The following is an 18,138-nucleotide window of genomic DNA, read 5'->3' on the forward strand; positions in this document are numbered from 1 at the left end:
CGGCCGTGGTTGCACTGGCCGGAATGGGGCGTGGCTTCCATCTGGCGCAGCAGCGCGTTCATCTCGTCCAGCGTCAGGCGGCGGCCGGCGCGCACGCTGCCATGGCAGGCCATGGTGCCGCAGACCTCTTCCAGCTTTTCCTTCAGCGGCAGCACGGAATCATATTCGGCGATGGCATCGGCCAGATCGCGCACCAAAGCCTGCACCGCCACGTCGCCCAGCAACGCCGGCACCTCGCGCACCACCACGGCGCCATTGCCAAAGCCTTCCAGCACCAGGCCAAGCTCGGCCAGCTCGTCGGCGCGCGCGCTGAGCCGCGTGGCTTCGGCCTCGCTGAGCTCGACCACTTCGGGCAGCAGCAGCACCTGGCGCGGCACCTTGCCGGCATCCAGGTTGACCTTCATGCGCTCGTAGACCAGCCGCTCATGGGCGGCATGCTGGTCGACGATCACGATGCCGTCGGCCGTCTGGGCCACGATATAGGTTTCATGCAGCTGGCCACGCGCGGCGCCGAGCGGATAGTTCTGCAGCGGGATTGGCGCGGCCCCTGCATCCTCGTTGCGTGCCGCGGGCGCAAGGCCTTCTCCCGCCGGAACCTCACCCGTGGCATCGCCGAAGGCATCGCGCGAGAAATCACCCTGCGGCGCATTGTACAAAGACGCCGCCTCGGCCAGGCCGGGCAGCGAACTGGGCCGCAGGTTGTCGTAACCACGCCAGCGCGACTGTCCGCCAAAGGTGGACTGGAAGGGCAAGGGCATGGTGGGCGCGCTCTGTGGCTTCAGGGCGCCGAGCGCCGATTGCGCCACGGTGGTGGAGGCGCGATGGCCGGCCTCGGCCAGCGCATGGCGCAAAGCGCCGACGATCAGGCCGCGCACCAGCCCGGGATCGCGGAAGCGCACCTCGGCCTTGGCCGGATGCACGTTGACGTCGACCTGCTCGGCCGGCAGGTCGAGGAACAAAGCCACCACCGGATGGCGGTCGTGGCCGAGGAAATCGGCATAGGCGCCGCGCAGCGCGCCGACAAACAGCTTGTCGCGCACCGGGCGGCCATTGACGAACAGATACTGGTGCTGGGCATTGCCGCGATTGTAGGTCGGCAGGCCGGCATGGCCGGCGAGTTTGATGCCCTCGCGTTCGGCCCGGATCGGCACGGCATTGTCGGCGAAGTCGCGTCCCAGTATCTGCTCCAGCCGGCCAAGCTGCTGCAGGTCGTGGCCATCCTCCATCAGGCTGGCCGGCACGGCATCGGCGCGGAAACTGACGCGGCCATCCTGCTGCAAAGTGAAGGCGATGCCGGGATGCGCCATGGCCAGCCGGCGCATGATTTCCTGCACCGCCAGATCCTCGGCGCGGTCGGATTTGAGGAATTTCAGCCGCGCCGGCACGGCGTAGAACAGGTCGCGCACTTCAATGCGCGTGCCCTTGCCGGCGGCGGCCGGCTTCACGCCGCCGACGCGGCCGCCCTCGACCTCGATGGCCCAGGCGGAGCCGTCATTCTCCTGCCGGCTGACAATGCTCATGCGGCTGACCGCGCCGATGGAGGGCAGCGCCTCGCCGCGAAAGCCGAGCCAGCGGATATCGAGCAGGTCGTCGGAAGGCAGCTTGGACGTGGCGTGGCGTTCCACGGCAACTGGCAGCTCGTCGCGCGCCATGCCCTTGCCGTCGTCGCTGACGCTGATCAGGCTGCGGCCGCCATTGGCAATCGCCACGTCGATGCGGCGCGCGCCGGCATCGATGGCATTCTCGACCAGCTCCTTCACGGCCGAAGCCGGGCGTTCCACCACCTCGCCAGCGGCGATGCGGTTGACCAGGGTTTCCGGCAGGCGGCGGATATTCGACATGGGGATGGTCATGCGGATATCAGCCGCCGAGGCCGGTCGGCTGGCCGACCACGATCACCAGATAATCATCGCCGGCGAACAGGCGCTGCGCCACGCGGCGGATCTCGGCCTGCCCCACGGCATTGATCAGGCCGGGATAGGCCTCGATGTAATCGGGGCTTAAGCCGGTATTGCGCATCGCCACCAGCATGCCGGCGATGGCCGCGTTGGACGTGAGCCGCAGCGGGAACGAGCCGGTCATGTAGGATTTCGCCGCCGCCAGCTCGTCGTCGTCGACGCCGTCGCGGGCGACGCGGGTGAGCTCGGCGCGCACCAGCCGCAGCGCCTCGACCACCTGGCTGTTCGAGGTGGCAAGCGAACCGGCAAACAGCGCGGAGGCCTTGTAGGGGGTGAGCTGGGTGCCGACCGAATAGACCAGGCCGCGCTTCTCGCGCACTTCCTCGAACAACCGCGACGACAGGCTGCCGCCGCCAATGATCTGGTTCAGCACGGTGGCGGCGTACCAGTCGGGGTCTTCGCGGGCGATGCCCGGCGCGCCGAGCAGCACGACGCTTTGCGGATTGGGAAACGGGATCACCACGGGCAGTTTCGCCGTCTGCACCTGCACCGGCGGCGGCAGGGCCACCTGCGGCTCGGCCGGCAGGGCGCCGAAACTGTCATCCACCAGGCGGGCCAGGTCCTCGGGCGCGATGTCGCCAACCACGCCGAGCGACAGGTTGCGGCGCGCCAGCACCGCGCGGGGGAATTCCGCCAGCGCGGCGCGGTCGATGCGCTCCAGGCTCGCGGCGCTGGGCGAGGACCGGCGGCCATAAGGGTGATCGCCATAGGCCAGTTCGGCGAAGCGCTCGCCGGCCAGCGCGCTGGGGCTGGCGCGGCTGCGCTCGTAAGCCACGCGGGCCTGCGCCTTGGTGCGCGCCACCGGCTCGTCGTCGAAGCGCGGCGCGGTCATCGCCAGCTTCAGCAGCTCAAACGCGCGGGCGCGGTGCTGGGTCAGCGTGCGCAGGCCGACCGAGCTGTAATCGCGGTCGGCCGAGAAATCGAGCGCGATGGCTTTTTCGCGCAGGGCATTCTGGAAGGCTTCGGCCTCCAGATCGCCGGCGCCCTCGGTCAGCAGGCCCATGGCGAGGCCAGCGCGGCCTTCCAGCCCGGCCGGATCGCTGGAGCTGCCGCCGCGCCAGGAGGCCTGCAACGCGAGCATGGGAATGGAGGGTTCGCGCACCAGCCAGACCTCGATGCCGAGCGGCGTGGTGATCCGCTCGATCTTCGGCCCGGCCTGGGCGGGAAGATGCAGCCCGATGCCGCACAGCAGCACCAAGATTCCCAGAAGAACGTCGCGGCGGCGCATCAACTCTGCTCCCCTCAGCTCTGTTCCTTGGGCAACAGATGGCCCGTGACCGAACGGCGCAGGTCGAAGACATATTGCGCCGCGGCTTTCACCTGCTCGGCCGTGACGGCATCGACCAGGCGCGGCCAGGCCTCGACATCCTCCACCGTCTGCCCGGTGGTGAGCGCCGAGCCGAAGATGCGGGCGGCATTCGACAGGCTGTCGCGGGCATAGATGGTTTCGGCCTGCATCACCGTCTTGGCCTGGCGCAGCTCGTCCGCCGTGACGCCATCGCTGAGAATGGCGGCGATCACGCGGTCGAGCCCGGCTTCCAGCTCGTCGAGCTTGCGGCCCTGCCTGGGCGCGAGGCCAAAGCCGAAGGTGGTGAGATCAAGCGAGGTGGAGGAATACCAGGCGCCGGCCGAGGCCGCCGGCCCGTCGCCGACCACCAGAGCGGCATAGAGCCGCCCGGTGGGCGCGTTGAGGATTTCGGCCAGCACCGACAGCGGCACGGCATGCTGCTTCTCGCCGGCCGAGCGGCTGGGGGCGAGATAGCTGCGGCGCAGGCTGGGCTGGGTGACGCGCGGATCGCTCATGGCAAGGCGGCGCGCGGCCAGTTGCGGCGGCTCCTGCGGCCGCACCCGCGGCGGCACCGGGCGCATCGGGATCATGCCGTAATGTTTTTCCGTCAGGCGCTTGAGCTCGGCGGGCGTCACGTCGCCGGCGACCACCAGGATGGCGTTGTTGGGCGCGTAGTGGCTGCGATAGAAGCTCATCGCATCGTCGAGGGTAAGTTTGGCGACTTCCTGCGGCCAGCCGATCACCGGCCGGCCATAGGGATGCGACAGATACTGCGCGGCATCGAACTGCTCGCCGAACAGGGCGGCGGGGCTGTTCTCCACGCGGCTGAGGCGTTCCTGCAGCACCACCTGCAATTCCGGCACGGCATCCTCGGGGCGCGGCTGCAGCTGGGTCATGCGCTCGGCTTCCAGGCGCATCACCAGCTCCAGACGGTCGCGCGCGATGGTCTGGAAATAGCCGGTATAGTCCGAGGAGGTGAAGGCATTGTCGCGGCCGCCCTCGCGCGCCACCAGGCGCGAGAATTCACCGGGCGGCACGCCGGGCGTGCCCTTGAACATCAGGTGCTCGAGGTAATGCGCAACCCCGGTGACGCCGGGCTGCTCGTCGGCGGCGCCGACCTTGTACCAGACCATGTGATGCACGGCCGGCGCGCGGTGATCCTCGATGAGCACCACCTGCATGCCGTTTTCCAGCATGAACTGGGTCGGGCGGAAAACCTGGGCGCGGCTGTCGCCGGCCGGTCCTGCCAGACATGCTGCGATGGCGAGCAGGACGGCGACGATCAGACGCTGCACGGCGTGGCCTCCGTCAGAACAGACCTGGTCAGAAAATACCTTCCAGCGGGCCGCGTTCGCGGCGCTTGATGGTCGGCACCTGGCCCGCCGTCGGCGCCTTGCCGGTGGCGGCATTCTCGCGCAGGCGCTGGGCTTCCTTGGCCGGATCGACGGCCAGGCCGGGTTCCTCGGCCTTCTGCCAGAAGATCAGGCGGTCGACCAGGCGGCGGTCGCGCTCGGCCAGCTGGGTGAATTCGTCATTCACCTTGCGGCGGATGTCCGGATCGGCATTGGTCGCCCTGGCCTGCTGCAGCAGGGCGCTTTCGCCGGCGGAGCGCTGCGCCGCGCTGGCATTGGGATCGCGGCTCAAGGGGGTGAGCTGGCCGGCGGCCGTATCGGTGCGGCCACCCAGCGCGGCGGCGGCACGGTCGCGCGCCGGCACTTCCTGCGGACGCGGCGCGCCCGGCTCGGGCGGACGCAGGCCGAATTCCGGCGGCAGCACCAGCGGCGCCTTGGTGACAACGGCGAATTCGTCGGGCGCCTTCTTGGTCAGCCCCAGCGCATCGCGGGTGGAATCACAGCCGGCGAGCATGACGGGCAGACTTAAGGTGGCGCAGGCCACCCACAGGCGTCGGCCGGCAATATTCGGTCGACTCATGGCGAGACTTTCCCCTGTTGCTAAAAGGCCCCTGTTGCCAAAGGCGGAGGATTTTAGCCCCGGGCGCCCCTCCGGCACAAGGGCGGCAGAAGACTGCATTCTGGCGGAGAACCGCGGATTCAGTTGGCGACGATCAACCGGGCCGGCAGGCGAATCGTGGCAACGGCGCCGCCATGCGCGCCATTGGCGATGCCCAGGCTGCCGCCATGCAGCTCAACGAACTTGCGGCTGATGGCCAACCCCAGGCCGGTGCCCTCGCTGCGGCGGCGGATATTGGGGTCGCCCTGCCAGAACGGCTCGAAAATGCGCTCCAGGTTCTCCGGCCGGATGCCGCTGCCGGTATCGCTCACCGTGATGACGATGTCGCCATTGGGCTCGCGGCCGCCGCCGATCTCCACGCTGCCGCCGGCCGGGGTGAACTTGATGGCATTGGACAGCAGGTTGAGCAGCACCTGCTTGATGGCGCGGGCATCGACGCGCATCGGCGGCAGCTGAGTCGGGAAGGCATCGACCAAGTCGATATCCGCCTCCTGGGCGCGGCCCCGCACGATGGTCAGGCAGTCGCCGATCACCATCGGCAGCGCCTCCTCCTCCAGGCTCAGCTCGTAGCGGCCGGCCTCGATCTTCGACATGTCGAGGATGTCGTTGATGACATGCAGCAGGTGCCGCGCGCTCATCACGATATCCTCGGCATAATCGAAATACCGCTCCGAGTTGGCGCCCCACATGCGCAGGGTGATCACCTCGGCGAAGCCGATGATGGCATTGAGCGGCGTGCGCAACTCGTGGCTCATATTGGCGAGGAATTCCGACTTGGCGCGGTTGGCGGCGATGGCATGCTCGCGTTCGCGGGCGTAGGAGGATGCCAGCCGCTCCAGGTCCTCGGCCTGGCCGCGCAGCCGGGCATTGGCCTCGTCCAGCGCGCGCTCGGCCAGCTTGCGTTCGCTGATGTCGAGCGCGATCGAGATGATGCCGTTGACGCGGCCGGCCGCGTCCAGCAGCGGCACCTTGTTCTCCAGCATGGTGAACTGCGGTGAATCGGCCAGGTAATAGGTGCGCTCCAGGTTCAGCACCGGCTGGCCGCGCGCCGTCATCGCCGCCTCGTTCTCCTCGTTGAAACGGATGAAATCCTCGCGATGCTCCGGCGCCAGGCCGGGCAGGGCCAGCTCGTCGAGGCGGCGGCCGACGATTTCGCCGGGCGGCTGGCCGAACACCTCGACCACCCGGCTGTTGACCAGCAGGTAACGGCCCGCGACATCCTTCAGGCTGATCAGGGCGGGGATCGCGTCCAGCACGTTGCGCAGCATCTCGCGGCTGCGCTCCACCTCGGCCAGATGCTCGCCGCTGGCGCCGAGGATGGCATTGACCCGCTCGGCCAGCAGGCCGAACTCGTCGGCGCGATGGCGGGCCGGCACGTTGATGCGGGAATCCTCGGGCCGGCGCGGATCGGCCTGCTCGATCTGCGTCACCAGGGCCAGCAGCGGCCGCGTGAGCGTGTAGTAGAACAGCACGGCGAGGATCAGCGCGAGCACGAAGTTGCGCACGAAGCCGGTGCCGATCACCACCCAGGTGCGATTGAGGATGCTTTGCGCCAGCAGCGTGCCATCGACCGCCACCCGCATCTCGCCGACCAGGTCGTGGTCGCGCGGGCCATAAAGCGGCCGGGTCAGCATCTCGTCGCCGGCCGGCAGCAGGCGCAGCAGGCCTTCGGGCTTGCTTTCCTCGCGCTCGCGGTCCTGCATGGCCATGCGGCGGCCGTAATTGTCGTAAATCTCGGCGCGCCAGATCGGCTGGTAGAGCAGCAGGCCGCTGACCACGCGGGCGGCAAGCTGCTCGTCCAGGGCATAGGCGGCCTGGGAAGCCGCGTCGTTGAGCATGTCCATGACCTGGACCACAGTGGTCTGGCGCTGGGCAAGTTCGTTGCGGATGTCGAAGGCGAGCTGGAACAGGCTGGAGATGAAACCGATGACGAGGGCAACGATCACCGTCACCTTGACCTGTCGGGCCGAAAGCTGGTGGCGGGAAAACCTGCGGCGGACGGGTGTCTGCATCATGACCGGGCCTGCAAAGCACCGCGGGCTTGCAAAGCATCGGCCGCGGCCTGACCGTTCCGCACCATTCCCGTTTGGTTGTCTCCCCGCCGGCCAAGCCGGCCAGGGCCCTTGCACGATCGAAGCATCCTGCCTCTCGCCCGCCCCGTTCCTGAAGGATGCTGCCATCATTCCCGCGGCAGCGCAACGAAAGAGCGAATTCCACTCGACTCTAGGTGGCGGTTTGCGCCACGCCGCAATCAGTCCGCAGCAGGACGCATGCGGATACTGTCGAGCAGCAGCAGGCCGACGCCGACCACAATGGCGCTGTCGGCCACGTTGAAGGCCGGCCAGTGCCAGCCGAAGGCATGGAAATCAAGAAAATCGAAGACGGCGCCAAAGCGGTAGCGGTCGATGATGTTGCCGATGGCGCCGCCGATGATCAGGCCAAGCGCCGCACCGATCAGCCAGCCCTGGGCCCGCCACAGCCAGACCAGCAGCCAGACCAGCACGGCGGCGGCGACGCCGATCAGCGTCCAACTGCGCAAAGGCGTGTCTTCCTGGAAGAGGCCGAAGCTGACTCCGGTATTCCAGACCAGCACTAGGTTGAAGAACGGCGTCAGCACGATGCCGTTCGGGTTCTGCTGCATCAGGTCGAGCAGAAGATACTTGCTGACCTGGTCGGCAACCAGGATCAGCGCCGCGACGATCAGTCCGAGACGAAAGGTCATGCTGCCGTACCAACGGCGGTGGCGCAGCGCTGGCACAGATCGTCATGGCCCGGCACATGGCCCACTTCCGGCAGCACCTGCCAGCAGCGTTCGCATTTCAGGCCCGAAGCCTGCTCGGATACCACGGCAACGCCCTTGGCATCGTCGCTGCGATAGGCATCCGCCGGCCCCTCGCCCTCGCGCAGCGTGATCCCGGAGGTGATGCAGATTTCGGCGAAATCGAGGTCGATCACCGCCTGCAGATCATCGCCATTCACATAGACCACCGGATGGGCCTGCAGGCTGGCGCCGATGCGCTTCTCGGCGCGTTCGATCTCCAGCGCGCCGGTGACGGCGCGGCGCACGCGACGCACGCGCTCCCACTTGGCGCCGAGCGTCGGATCGAGCCAGGCCTCGGGCAGGGCGTGCCAGACTTCGCGGTGCACGCTGCCATCCTCGGACGGATACCGCGTCAGCCAGGCTTCCTCCACCGTGTAGCAGATGATCGGCGCCAGCCATTTCACCAGGCAGTTGAACAGGTGATCCAGTACGGTGCGGGCGGCGCGGCGGCGGATGCTGTCGGGCGCGTCGCAATACAGCGCATCCTTGCGGATGTCGAAATAAAAGCCCGACAGGTCGACGGCGCAGAAATTATAGAGCGCCACATACATGCGATGGAAATCGTAGTCCTCGCAGCTTTCGCGCACCACCTGGCCCAGCTCGGCCAGGCGATGCAGCACCCAGCGCTCCAGCTCGGGCATCTCGGCATGCGGCAGACGCTCGGCTTCGGCGAAACCGGCCAGGTTACCCAGCAGGTAACGCAGGGTGTTGCGCAGGCGGCGATAGGCATCCACCTGGGCCTGGATGATCTTCGGCCCGACGCTGAGGTCGTCATTGTAATTGGCCGAGGCGACCCACAGGCGCAGGATATCGGCGCCCGATTGCTTGATCACGTCCTGCGGCTCGACCGAGTTGCCGAGCGACTTGGACATCTTCCGGCCCTTCTCGTCGAGCAGGAAGCCGTGGGTCAGCACGGCATCGTAGGGCGCGCGGCCGCGCGTGCCGCAGCTTTCCAGCAGCGAGGAATGGAACCAGCCGCGATGCTGGTCGGAGCCTTCCAGATACAGCGAGGCCGGCCATTTCAGATCGGGCCGCTGTTCCAGCACGAAGGCGTGCGTCGAGCCGGAATCGAACCAGACATCGAGGATGTCGGTCACCATCTTCCACTCATCGGCCTTGTACCTGCCGCCAAGGAAATCCTCGGGCCCGGCCGTGAACCAGGCATCGGCACCGGCTTTCAGGCAGGCCTGCACGACACGCTCGTTGACCTCCGGGTCGCGCAGCAGCTCGCCGGTTTCCCTGTTCTCGAACACGGCGATCGGCACGCCCCAGGCGCGCTGGCGACTGATCACCCAGTCGGGCCGCTGCTCGATCATGGCATACAGCCGGTTGCGGCCCTGCGGCGGATAGAAGGCGGTGGCGTCGATGGCCGCCAGCGCCTTGCTGCGCAGGTCGTTGGTGGTCATCGAGATGAACCATTGCGGCGTGTTGCGGAAAATCAGCGGCGCCTTCGAGCGCCAGGAATGCGGATACTGGTGGCGCAGGCGGCCACGGCCAAGCAGCGCGCCGGCCTCGGTCATCACCGCGATCACGCGGGCATTGGCATCGCCTTCCTTGCCGGCATCGTCCAGCACGCGGGCCGGGTTGTCGCCGCCGAAGACCGGCACATGGCGGAAATAGCGGCCATCGGCATCCACCGTATGCGGCACCTCAATGCCATTGGCCATGCCCAGATTGTAGTCGTCGGCGCCATGGCCCGGCGCGATATGCACAAAGCCGGTGCCGGCATCCATGGTGACGAAATCGCCATGCAGCACCGGCACGTCGAAGGCGAAACCCTGCGCGCGCAGCGGATGGGCGCAGATGGTGCCGACGATATCGGCGCCTTTCAACGTCGCCACGGTGGCAACCGCTTCAAGGGCGCAGGCCTTGGCCACCGTCTCGGCCAGTTCCTTCGCCACCACGATCTCGTCGCCGGCTTTCGCCAGCGATTTCTCGCCCACCGCCTCGATACGCAGCCGGACATACTCGGCGTCTTTGGAGAGCGCGATGGCGCGGTTGCCCGGCAGGGTCCAGGGCGTGGTGGTCCAGATCACGATGCTGGCGCCATCCAGCGCCGTGTTGCTGGCCTTCACCACGGGGAATTTCACGAAGACGGTATGCGAGGTGTGCTCGTGGTATTCGACCTCGGCCTCAGCCAGGGCGGTGCGCTCGACGATGGACCACATCACCGGCTTGGAGCCCTTGAACAGGCCACCATTCATCAGGAACTTGTGGATCTCGCGCACGATCTGGGCTTCGGCGCCGAAGCTCATCGTGGTGTAGGGATTCTTCCAGTCGCCGATCACGCCGAGCCGCTTGAACTCCTCGCGCTGCACGCCGATCCAGTGATCGGCGAAGTCGCGGCATTCCTTGCGGAACTCGTCGATCGGCACGTCGTCCTTGTTCTTGCCGGCGGCGCGGTACTTTTCCTCGATCTTCCACTCGATCGGCAGGCCGTGGCAGTCCCAGCCCGGCACGTAATTGGCGTCATAGCCCATCATCTGCCGTGAGCGGTTGATGGTGTCCTTCAGGATCTTGTTCAGCGCATGGCCCAGATGCAGGTTGCCGTTGGCATAGGGCGGGCCATCGTGCAGCACGAATTTCTCGCGGCCCTTGGAATCGGCGCGCAACTTTTCGTACAGGCCGATCTTTTCCCAGCGGGCCAGGATTTCCGGCTCCTTGGCCGGCAGGCCGGCCTTCATCGGGAAATCGGTGGTGGGCAGGAAAACGGTCGGGCGATAGTCTTTGGTCATTGGTCTACTCGGGGAATGCGGCCAGGCCTGCTCTGGCAGGGCGGGCGACGCGGCATGTCAGGAAAAGTCGAGGAAATCCCGGGCCTTAGAAAAGGACCGGGCCGCTAATTCGGGCCAAGGGAAAGCCCCGGAATATGGCGAATTGCCCAAGCATGGCGATGATTTAGCATTTGAGCCCGGCTCTGTCGAGAATGGGGCCGCCGAGGCGGAGCTGTCGAGATGGGCACCGCCTTCAGATGTGGCAGGCCGCCTCGATGCGGTTGCCGGCCGGGTCGATCACGAAAGCGGCGTAATAGCGCTCGTGGTAATGCGGGCGCAGACCGGGCGGCCCATCGTCGCGCCCGCCCGCCTGCAGGGCAGCGGCATGAAAGGCATCAACCTGCTCGTGACTGGCAGCCTTGAAGCACCAGTGGCGACGCGGGTCGGGCAGCATGGAAGGCGACTGCAGGACCGAGATATAGCTGCGCCCGGGCGCATCGGGCCGCGCACGCAGGCCATAGCCCAGGGCATCGTCTTTGACATAGACGCAGGGATAACCCAAGGCCTGCATCACGGCATCGTAGAAGCCGCGCACGGCGGCGATGTCGGGCACGGTGATGGAGACGTGGTCGAGCATGGGTGCCGTTCAGGTCTGCGCCAAAGCGCGCTTCGCCTCAATCACATCAAGGGCGATCTGGCGCTTGAGCGCCTCGGGGCCTTCGTATTTCAGCTCCGGCCGCAGGAAGGCGTGGAACTCCACCCGCATGGCCCGGCCGTAAAGATCGCCGGCGAAATCGAACAGGTAGACTTCCAGCTTCACGTCGGTCTGATCAAAAGTCGGCCGGATGCCGAGGCTGGCGACGCCGTCATAGCGCTGACCATCGACCTCGCAGCGCACGGCATAAATGCCGAATTTCGGAATCTGGAAATCGGTCAACGCCACATTGGCGGTGGGATAACCCAGCTCGCGGCCGCGCTTGTCGCCGTGCTCGACGATGCCGATGATTTCCCAGGGCCGCGCCAGCAGGCGGTTGGCGCCGGCCACGTCGCCGGCTTCCAGCAGCATGCGCACGCGCGAGGAGGAATAGGCGTCCCCATCGCCCTGCGCAGAGACAACCGTCACGCCGATGCCATGCTTCGCGCCCAGCTCGCGCAGCAGGTCGGTATTGCCCGCGCGCGCCTTGCCGAAGGTGAAATCATAGCCCACCACCACATGGCTTACACCTAAGTCCCGGGCCAGGATGTGATCGACGAATTCCTGCGGCGACTGGCCGGCCAAAGCACCATCGAACGGCAGGGCCAGCGTGGCGTTGACGCCCAGGCCGTCCAGGATGCGCGCCTTGGTCTCCAGCGCGTCGAGCCGGAAGGGCGGCGAAGCGGGCACGAAGAAGCGGCGCGGATGCGGCTCGAAGGTCATCACCGCCACGGGTTTGCCGCCGCTGTTCTCCGCCTGCGCGCGCGCCGCCGCGATCAGGGCGCGATGCCCCAGATGCACGCCGTCGAAATTGCCGATGGCGGCCACGGCGCCGCGCAGGGCCGGCGGGAAACTGGCGCTGGAGCGCAGCAGGCGCATGGCTGGGCGATCCGGATTACTTGGGGCGGCGACTGACCATCAGGGCGGCTTCGCCCTCGATCACCACGGTATCGCCGACGCGGCATTCGCAGGCGAATTTCACCCGGCGCTTTTCCGGCACGATCTCGGTGATGGTCACCTTGGCCACCACGGTGTCGCCGATGCGCACCGGCGCCTTGAAGCGCAGATCCTGCGAGATGTAGATGCAGCCCGGGCCGGGCAGCTTGGTGCCGAACACGGTGCTGAGCAGGGCCGCGCCAAGCATGCCATGGGCGATGCGGCCCTTGAATGGCGTGGCGGCGGCAAATTCCTCGTTCAGGTGCACCGGATTGGTGTCGCCCGACAGGTCGGCGAAGGCGACGATATCGGATTCGCTCACCGTCTTGGTGAAACTTTCCGACATGCCGACCGACAGGTCTTCCAGGTAATAGCCGTGCAAAGCCTGATAGGTCATGCTGGTCGGGTCCTTGAATTTGGCGAGCGGTTGACGGTTTTTGCGGGCGCGGCGACTATACGCGGCCCTGCCCTGAACGGGCAACACCCCGCCCTTTCGACTTCCGTCCGGACCTTATGCCCGCCATTCCACCGCTTTCCGCCTTTACCGAAGGTCAACGCCGCGCCATCCGCTACGTGCTGACCGATATCGACGACACCCTGACCAGCCATGGCCGGCTGACGGCGGAGGCCTATGCCGCGCTGGAGCGCCTGCAGGCGGCGGGCTTCCGGGTGATCCCGATCACCGGCCGGCCGGCCGGCTGGTGCGACCTGATCGCGCGCTTCTGGCCGGTGGACGGCATCGTGGGCGAAAACGGCGCGCTCTACATGCGCTATGACCGCGACGCCAAGGTGATGCGCCGGCGCTTTTTCCAGGACGATGCCGAACGCCGCGCCGCGCGGGCGAAGCTGGCGATGCTGGCCGAGACCATCCTGCGCGACGTGCCGGGCTGCGCGCTGGCCTCCGACCAGCAATACCGCGAATGCGACCTGGCCGTGGATTTCTGCGAGGACGTGAAGCCGCTGCCGCAGGATGCCATCGACAAAATCGTCGCGCTGTTCGAGGCGGCAGGCGCCACCGCGAAGGTCAGTTCGATTCATGTCAACGGCTGGTTCGGCCACTGGGACAAGCTTTCCATGACCAAGGTGCTGTTCGAGGAATGCTATGGCCTGCAGCTCGATGCGGTGCGTGACCAGATCGTGTTTGCCGGCGACAGCCCGAACGACGCCCCGATGTTCGGCTATTTTCCTTACAGCGTCGGCGTGGCGAATGTGCGGCCGTTCCTCGACCGCATCGCGGCGCCACCCGCCTTTGTCACGGCGGGCGAAGGCGGCAGCGGGTTCGTCGAACTGGCCGACGCGCTCATCGCGGCTAAAGCTATAGGATGACGTCGCCGGGCAGCGCCTTGCCCCAGACCAGCAGGCGATAGCTGCGCCAGGCCGGCACGTAATACGGATCGTTTTCGATCAGCGCGACGGCCTGCTCCCGCGTATCCGCCTCGATCACCCACAAACCGCCGACGAAGGGACCGCCGGGCTGCTCGCGCAGGCCGCCGCCGATGCGGATATGCTCGCCATGCTGCCGCAGATAGGCCAGATGCGCGGGCTCACGCTCGCGGCGCACCCCCATCATCTCGGGCCCGTCGGTGAAAAGCGCAATCCAGCGGGTCACGGCAGACTCACGCCGCCCTGGCGAGTTTCGGGATGCCGAACAGCATGCCCTGGCCGAACGGGAAATCGAGATCGCTGAGCTTCAACAGCTCCTGCTCGTTTTCCACCTTGCCCAGCACCGGCACCAGATTATGCCGCTGGCAGATCTCGGGTAGGTCGGCGAGGTCGATCGGCGACCTGGCGATCGCGCCGGCATCGCCGAACGCGGCGGCATCGAATTTCACGAAGCGTACGCCGTTCTTGGCCAGCAGGGCGAAATCAACGTCGAAGCGGTCGATGCCATCGACCGAGATGGCAAAACCCAAAGCCGCCAGCCGGCTGAGACGATACAGCCCGGCGCGATCCAGCTTCGCGATGCCGGCATGGCCGAATTCCAGCACAATATTGGCGGCATGCTCGCGTTCGCGCTGCAGGAAATCGTAGAGCGGATTGAAGGTCTCGATCTGCGCCAGCATGGCGGGCGACAGGTTGAGGAAAAAGCCGACATCCTTGGCGCGCTGCTCCAGCTTGCGCACCAGCTGCACGCTGCGCAGCAGCATCAGGGCATCGAATTCGTCGCGCAGGCCGGCAGCCTCCAGCGCGTCGAGGCATTCGGCGGCGCGGTAGGTCTGGCCCTCGGCGTCGCGCGGGCGGGCCAGCAGCTCGAAGAAGCGGATGCGGCGCTGCGGCAGGCTGACGATCGGCTGGATATGCAGCTCGACGCGGTTGTTGTTCAGCGCGTCGCGCACGGCCTCCAGCAGGCTGCCATCGTCGGCCGGCTCGGGCGCGGCGGCGATATCGCGCATCACCAGGCGCGGCTCGCGGGCTGATTCATTGGCGGCTTCCCTGGCCACGGCGGCATTGGCCGGCGGCAGGGTCCCGGCCTGCAGGGCCCCGGTCTGCAGGGCGATGGCGGGCGGCATGCTCATGGCGGGCGGCGGAATCTCGCCGCGCATATGCATCAACTCCTCGGTCAGGCCGTCGATCTCGGCGATCAGCCGGGCCTGCAGGCGGCTCCGCATCCAGCGTTCGCGGATGGTCCAGAACAGCAGCAGCAGGCCGAGCGCGATCAGGCCGGGATGCTGGCTGGCCAGGGCGGGTACCAGCCGGGTCAGGCTGACGCCGGCGACCAGCGCGACCAGCGACAGGGCGGCAAAGGTGAGCAATCCGGGCAGGGTTGGCATGGTGGCCTCCGTCCGCTTCCCGTCAGGCCGCAGATAAGCCGCGGGCGCACTGGTCGGGAAGCATGGCAACGCTATAGTTAAACGGCAGCAGCCTTAACGGAGGGTGAATCCATGGCCGCCCGCACAAGACTCCTGCCGAATCAAACCTCTATCGGCCGCCGCCGGCTGCTGGGCCTGCTGGGCGGCACGATTCTGGGAGGCAGCCTGCTGACCACCCTGCCCCGTTTCGCCCTCGGCCAGACAGGAAAAACCATGACCGCGCATGATTTCAGCTTCACCTCGATCGATGGCCAGCCGCTGCCGCTGAGCCAGTACAGGGGCAAGGCCATGCTGGTGGTCAACACCGCCTCGCAATGCGGCTATACCCCGCAATATGCCGACCTGCAGAAGCTGTGGGCCGGCTATCGCGAGCGCGGGCTGGTGGTGCTGGGCGTGCCGTCAAACGATTTCAACCAGGAAACCGGCTCGGCGAAAGACATCAAGGCGTTCTGCGAGGTGAATTTCGAGGTCGATTTCCCGCTCACCGACAAGGCAAAGGTGACTGGCGCGGAGGCCCATCCGCTGTATCGCTGGATCGCGGCACAGAAGGGCGAGGACGCGCTGCCGAAGTGGAATTTCCACAAGGTGCTGATCGGGCCGGACGGCAACGTGGCCGGCGTCTTCGCCACCCGGGTAAAGCCGACCGCGCCGGAAGTGATCGCCGCCATCGAGACGGCGCTGAAACAGGCAAAGGCTTAGGCGAAATCGCGCCAGCCGCTGGCCACACGGCCAAGCGCGGTGAGCAAGCATAACGCGCCGAACATCCAGGCCAGCAGCGGAAACCAGCCGGGCAGCGCCAGGCACAGCGCGAAGAACAGGATCGTCTCGGTGCCTTCGGTGAGGCCGCCGAGATGGTAGAAGCTCTTGCGACCGCGCGCCTCGGTGTCCTGCCCGCGCTTGGCGGCGATGATGGCATAGGCAAGGAAGCTGGAGGCCGTGGCCATGAAGGCGGCCAGCAGGAAGGCCGCCGGCAGCGCGGCGGCAGGCGGGTCGCGCCAGGCGAAGGCGAAAGCCAGCAGGGCGTAGACGGCAAAATCCAGCACGATATCCAGCAGCCCGCCGCGGTCGGTCGGGCCGTTGATGCGCGCCAGCGCGCCATCCAGCCCGTCGGCCAGACGGTTGAGCAGGAACAGCAGCAATGCGACAAGGCCCTGATCCAGCGCCAGCGCCAATGCCGCAGCCAGGCCGAGGGCGAAGCCGCCCAGCGTGACCGCATCGGCATGCCAGCGCAGGCGGTGGGCCAGGCGCCGCAGCGGCGGGTCGATCAGCGGCCGGAGGTAGGGGTCGAACATGGCCCATGATACACTGAATAGAAATATGAGGAGTCGACCATGACGATTGACAGCCAGGAACAGCTGGAACGCCTGATCCGCGTGGGCGGCGTGGTGGCTGCGGTCTGCCGCCTGATGGGCAGCAAGCTGGAACCGGGCATGACCACGCAGGAGCTGGACGAGATCGGCCGCGTCGCGCTGGAACTGGAAGGCTGCCGCTCGGCGCCGCAGCTGATGTACGACTTCCCCGGCGCCACCTGCATCAGCATCAACCACGCCGTGGCGCACGGCATCCCCGACGAGACCCGCATCCAGCCGGGCGACATGGTGAATATCGACGTCTCGGCCGAGCGCGAGGGCGTCTTCGCCGATACCGGTGCCAGCTTCATCGTGCCGCCGGTGCGGCCCGAGCAGGAGCATCTGTGCCAGACCACGCGCAAGGCGCTGAACCGCGCCATGCAGGCGGTGCGCACCGGGCAGAAGCTGAATGCCATCGGCCGCACCATCGAACAGACCGCGCAGCATCATGGCTATACCGTGATCCGCAACCTGGGCAGCCATGGCGTGGGCCATTCCCTGCACGAGGAGCCGGGCTTCATCCCCAGCTTTTACGATCCGCGCGACAAACGCGTGATGCAGGAGGGCATGGTCTTCACCATCGAGCCCTTCCTCTCCACCGGCGCCGAGCATGCCGACGACCATGACGACGGCTGGACGCTGATCACCGAGCCCGGCATCCTCACGGCGCAATACGAGCATACGCTGGTGGTGACCAAGCGCGGCCCGATCGTGGTGACGCTCTGAGTTTCTTGCCGTGAACTACCGCCACGCCTTCCATGCCGGCAATGTCGGCGACGTGCTCAAGCATGTCGTGCTGCTCGAATTGCTGGCCGCCCTGCATCGCAAGCCGAACCCGGTGCATCTGCTGGATACCCATGCCGGCATCGGCCTGTATGACCTGGCCTCGGACGAGGCCCAGCGCGGCGGCGAATACCGGCTGGGCGTGGGCGCCGTGCTGGCCGATCCGGCGGCGCACCGTGTCCTGCCGCGCTATGTGGCGGCATTGAAGGCGCTCAACCCCGAACTGGCGCCGGGCGGCGCGGGCCTGCGGCGTTATCCCGGCTCACCCTGGCTGCTGAAGCAGAGTTTGCGCGATGGCGACCGGCTGACGCTGTGCGAACTGCATCCCCAGGATGCCGAGACGCTTAAACAAAACATCGGCCGCGATCCGCGCGTGGCGGTGCATCACCGCGACGGCTTCGCCGCGCTGAAAGCCCTGCTGCCGCCGACGCCGCGCCGTGGCCTGGCGCTGATCGACCCGGCCTATGAGGCGAAGGATGAATTCGCTGTCCTGAGCAAGGCCGTGCTGGCCGGGCTGCAGCGCTGGCCGGTCGGGCAATTCGCCATCTGGTATCCGATCAAGGAGCAGAAGATGGTGGATGCCTGGAAGGCCGACCTGGCGAAACAGCTGAAAACCGAGACGCTGGCCATCGAACTGACCATCCGCGCGGCGAAAGAGCCGAAGCAGATGAATGGCAGCGGCCTGCTGCTGGTCAATCCGCCCTGGCAGATCGAACAGACGCTGCAGCCGATGCTGGATTTCCTGAAAAGCCGCCTGACCCGCGAGCCGGGCGCCGGCGCGCGCATCGAAACGCTGGTGAAAGCCGGCTAACGC

At 67.0% G+C, this 18,138-nt stretch carries 17 protein-coding genes; 4 read left to right on the plus strand and 13 right to left on the minus strand.

Translation table 11 applies throughout. The annotated features are described in order from the left end of the window. The 10 genes from mutL to Q1J79_RS14870 all read right to left on the minus strand — a co-directional run. Positions 1-1,853 (minus strand): DNA mismatch repair endonuclease MutL (mutL, locus tag Q1J79_RS14825; protein ID WP_300301807.1); only part of this gene is annotated, 1,853 nt, incomplete at its 3' end. A gap of 7 nt (positions 1,854-1,860) precedes the next feature. Continuing rightward, the gene (locus Q1J79_RS14830; RefSeq protein WP_300301810.1) at positions 1,861-3,186 is read right to left on the minus strand and encodes a pitrilysin family protein; all 1,326 of its coding nucleotides are present in this window, start codon (positions 3,184-3,186) and stop codon (positions 1,861-1,863) included. 14 nt (positions 3,187-3,200) lie between these two features. Beyond that, entirely contained in the window at positions 3,201-4,541 is a 1,341-nt protein-coding gene (locus tag Q1J79_RS14835) for a pitrilysin family protein (protein ID WP_300301813.1), read from the minus strand. Positions 4,542-4,569: 28 nt separating this feature from the next. Continuing rightward, entirely contained in the window at positions 4,570-5,178 is a 609-nt protein-coding gene (locus Q1J79_RS14840) for a DUF3035 domain-containing protein (protein ID WP_300301816.1), read from the minus strand. 119 nt (positions 5,179-5,297) lie between these two features. After that, a complete protein-coding gene (locus tag Q1J79_RS14845; RefSeq protein ID WP_300301819.1) occupies positions 5,298-7,232 on the minus strand; it encodes an ATP-binding protein in 1,935 nt (644 codons plus the stop codon). A gap of 236 nt (positions 7,233-7,468) precedes the next feature. Then, positions 7,469-7,939 (minus strand): signal peptidase II, encoded by a 471-nt coding sequence (gene lspA, locus Q1J79_RS14850; protein WP_300301822.1) that lies wholly within the window; start codon positions 7,937-7,939, stop codon positions 7,469-7,471. Beyond that, on the minus strand, positions 7,936-10,773 hold the full coding sequence (gene ileS, locus Q1J79_RS14855; RefSeq protein WP_300301825.1) for an isoleucine--tRNA ligase: 2,838 nt from the start codon (positions 10,771-10,773) through the stop codon (positions 7,936-7,938). Before ileS ends, lspA begins: the two co-directional genes overlap by 4 nt. A 232-nt stretch (positions 10,774-11,005) precedes the next feature. Next, positions 11,006-11,389, minus strand: a complete 384-nt coding sequence (locus tag Q1J79_RS14860; RefSeq protein ID WP_300301828.1) for a VOC family protein — start codon at positions 11,387-11,389, stop codon at positions 11,006-11,008. Positions 11,390-11,398: 9 nt separating this feature from the next. Then, positions 11,399-12,325 carry a bifunctional riboflavin kinase/FAD synthetase gene (locus Q1J79_RS14865; protein WP_300301831.1) on the minus strand — a complete coding sequence of 309 codons (927 nt, stop codon included), beginning with the start codon at positions 12,323-12,325 and terminating at the stop codon, positions 11,399-11,401. A 16-nt stretch (positions 12,326-12,341) separates the two neighbouring features. Continuing rightward, positions 12,342-12,779 (minus strand): MaoC family dehydratase, encoded by a 438-nt coding sequence (locus tag Q1J79_RS14870; RefSeq protein ID WP_300301833.1) that lies wholly within the window; start codon positions 12,777-12,779, stop codon positions 12,342-12,344. 116 nt (positions 12,780-12,895) lie between these two features. Here Q1J79_RS14870 and Q1J79_RS14875 point away from each other — a divergent pair, with 116 nt between their 5' ends. Next, positions 12,896-13,708: an HAD-IIB family hydrolase gene (locus Q1J79_RS14875; RefSeq protein WP_300301835.1), complete on the plus strand. Its 813-nt coding sequence runs from the start codon at positions 12,896-12,898 to the stop codon at positions 13,706-13,708. On the opposite strand, the gene Q1J79_RS14880 is transcribed toward Q1J79_RS14875, so the two are convergent. Continuing rightward, complete coding sequence (locus Q1J79_RS14880) at positions 13,698-13,991, minus strand: YciI family protein (RefSeq protein WP_300301837.1); 294 nt, start codon at positions 13,989-13,991, stop codon at positions 13,698-13,700. The genes Q1J79_RS14875 and Q1J79_RS14880 overlap by 11 nt on opposite strands. 7 nt (positions 13,992-13,998) lie before the next feature. Next, positions 13,999-15,153, minus strand: a complete 1,155-nt coding sequence (locus Q1J79_RS14885; protein ID WP_300301839.1) for an EAL domain-containing protein — start codon at positions 15,151-15,153, stop codon at positions 13,999-14,001. A gap of 111 nt (positions 15,154-15,264) precedes the next feature. Here Q1J79_RS14885 and Q1J79_RS14890 point away from each other — a divergent pair, with 111 nt between their 5' ends. Then, positions 15,265-15,891, plus strand: a complete 627-nt coding sequence (locus Q1J79_RS14890; protein ID WP_300301842.1) for a glutathione peroxidase — start codon at positions 15,265-15,267, stop codon at positions 15,889-15,891. On the opposite strand, the gene Q1J79_RS14895 is transcribed toward Q1J79_RS14890, so the two are convergent. After that, on the minus strand, positions 15,888-16,484 hold the full coding sequence (locus Q1J79_RS14895) for a CDP-alcohol phosphatidyltransferase family protein (RefSeq protein ID WP_300301844.1): 597 nt from the start codon (positions 16,482-16,484) through the stop codon (positions 15,888-15,890). The genes Q1J79_RS14890 and Q1J79_RS14895 overlap by 4 nt on opposite strands. A gap of 39 nt (positions 16,485-16,523) precedes the next feature. Between Q1J79_RS14895 and map the strand changes: the two genes are divergently transcribed. Next, positions 16,524-17,267 carry a type I methionyl aminopeptidase gene (gene map, locus Q1J79_RS14900; protein ID WP_300301846.1) on the plus strand — a complete coding sequence of 248 codons (744 nt, stop codon included), beginning with the start codon at positions 16,524-16,526 and terminating at the stop codon, positions 17,265-17,267. Between the two features lie 10 nt (positions 17,268-17,277). Next, complete coding sequence (locus tag Q1J79_RS14905; protein WP_300301848.1) at positions 17,278-18,135, plus strand: 23S rRNA (adenine(2030)-N(6))-methyltransferase RlmJ; 858 nt, start codon at positions 17,278-17,280, stop codon at positions 18,133-18,135. Positions 18,136-18,138 lie beyond the last annotated feature (3 nt).

The organism is Ferrovibrio sp. (assembly GCF_029255545.1).
In the GTDB taxonomy this organism is placed as follows: domain Bacteria; phylum Pseudomonadota; class Alphaproteobacteria; order Ferrovibrionales; family Ferrovibrionaceae; genus Ferrovibrio.

Excerpts from the sequence above, each read along its gene's own strand:
- Q1J79_RS14830 (WP_300301810.1), bottom strand. The coding sequence starts at position 3,186 with ATGCGCCGCCGCGACGTTCTTCTGGGAATCTTGGTGCTGCTGTGCGGC.
- Q1J79_RS14895 (WP_300301844.1), bottom strand. The coding sequence starts at position 16,484 with ATGTTCGACCCCTACCTCCGGCCGCTGATCGACCCGCCGCTGCGGCGC.
- map (WP_300301846.1), top strand. The coding sequence starts at position 16,524 with ATGACGATTGACAGCCAGGAACAGCTGGAACGCCTGATCCGCGTGGGC.
- Q1J79_RS14890 (WP_300301842.1), top strand. The coding sequence starts at position 15,265 with ATGGCCGCCCGCACAAGACTCCTGCCGAATCAAACCTCTATCGGCCGC.
- Q1J79_RS14885 (WP_300301839.1), bottom strand. The coding sequence starts at position 15,153 with ATGCCAACCCTGCCCGGATTGCTCACCTTTGCCGCCCTGTCGCTGGTC.
- Q1J79_RS14875 (WP_300301835.1), top strand. The coding sequence starts at position 12,896 with ATGCCCGCCATTCCACCGCTTTCCGCCTTTACCGAAGGTCAACGCCGC.
- Q1J79_RS14840 (WP_300301816.1), bottom strand. The coding sequence starts at position 5,178 with ATGAGTCGACCGAATATTGCCGGCCGACGCCTGTGGGTGGCCTGCGCC.
- Q1J79_RS14860 (WP_300301828.1), bottom strand. The coding sequence starts at position 11,389 with ATGCTCGACCACGTCTCCATCACCGTGCCCGACATCGCCGCCGTGCGC.
- ileS (WP_300301825.1), bottom strand. The coding sequence starts at position 10,773 with ATGACCAAAGACTATCGCCCGACCGTTTTCCTGCCCACCACCGATTTC.
- Q1J79_RS14865 (WP_300301831.1), bottom strand. The coding sequence starts at position 12,325 with ATGCGCCTGCTGCGCTCCAGCGCCAGTTTCCCGCCGGCCCTGCGCGGC.
- lspA (WP_300301822.1), bottom strand. The coding sequence starts at position 7,939 with ATGACCTTTCGTCTCGGACTGATCGTCGCGGCGCTGATCCTGGTTGCC.
- Q1J79_RS14845 (WP_300301819.1), bottom strand. The coding sequence starts at position 7,232 with ATGATGCAGACACCCGTCCGCCGCAGGTTTTCCCGCCACCAGCTTTCG.
- Q1J79_RS14870 (WP_300301833.1), bottom strand. The coding sequence starts at position 12,779 with ATGACCTATCAGGCTTTGCACGGCTATTACCTGGAAGACCTGTCGGTC.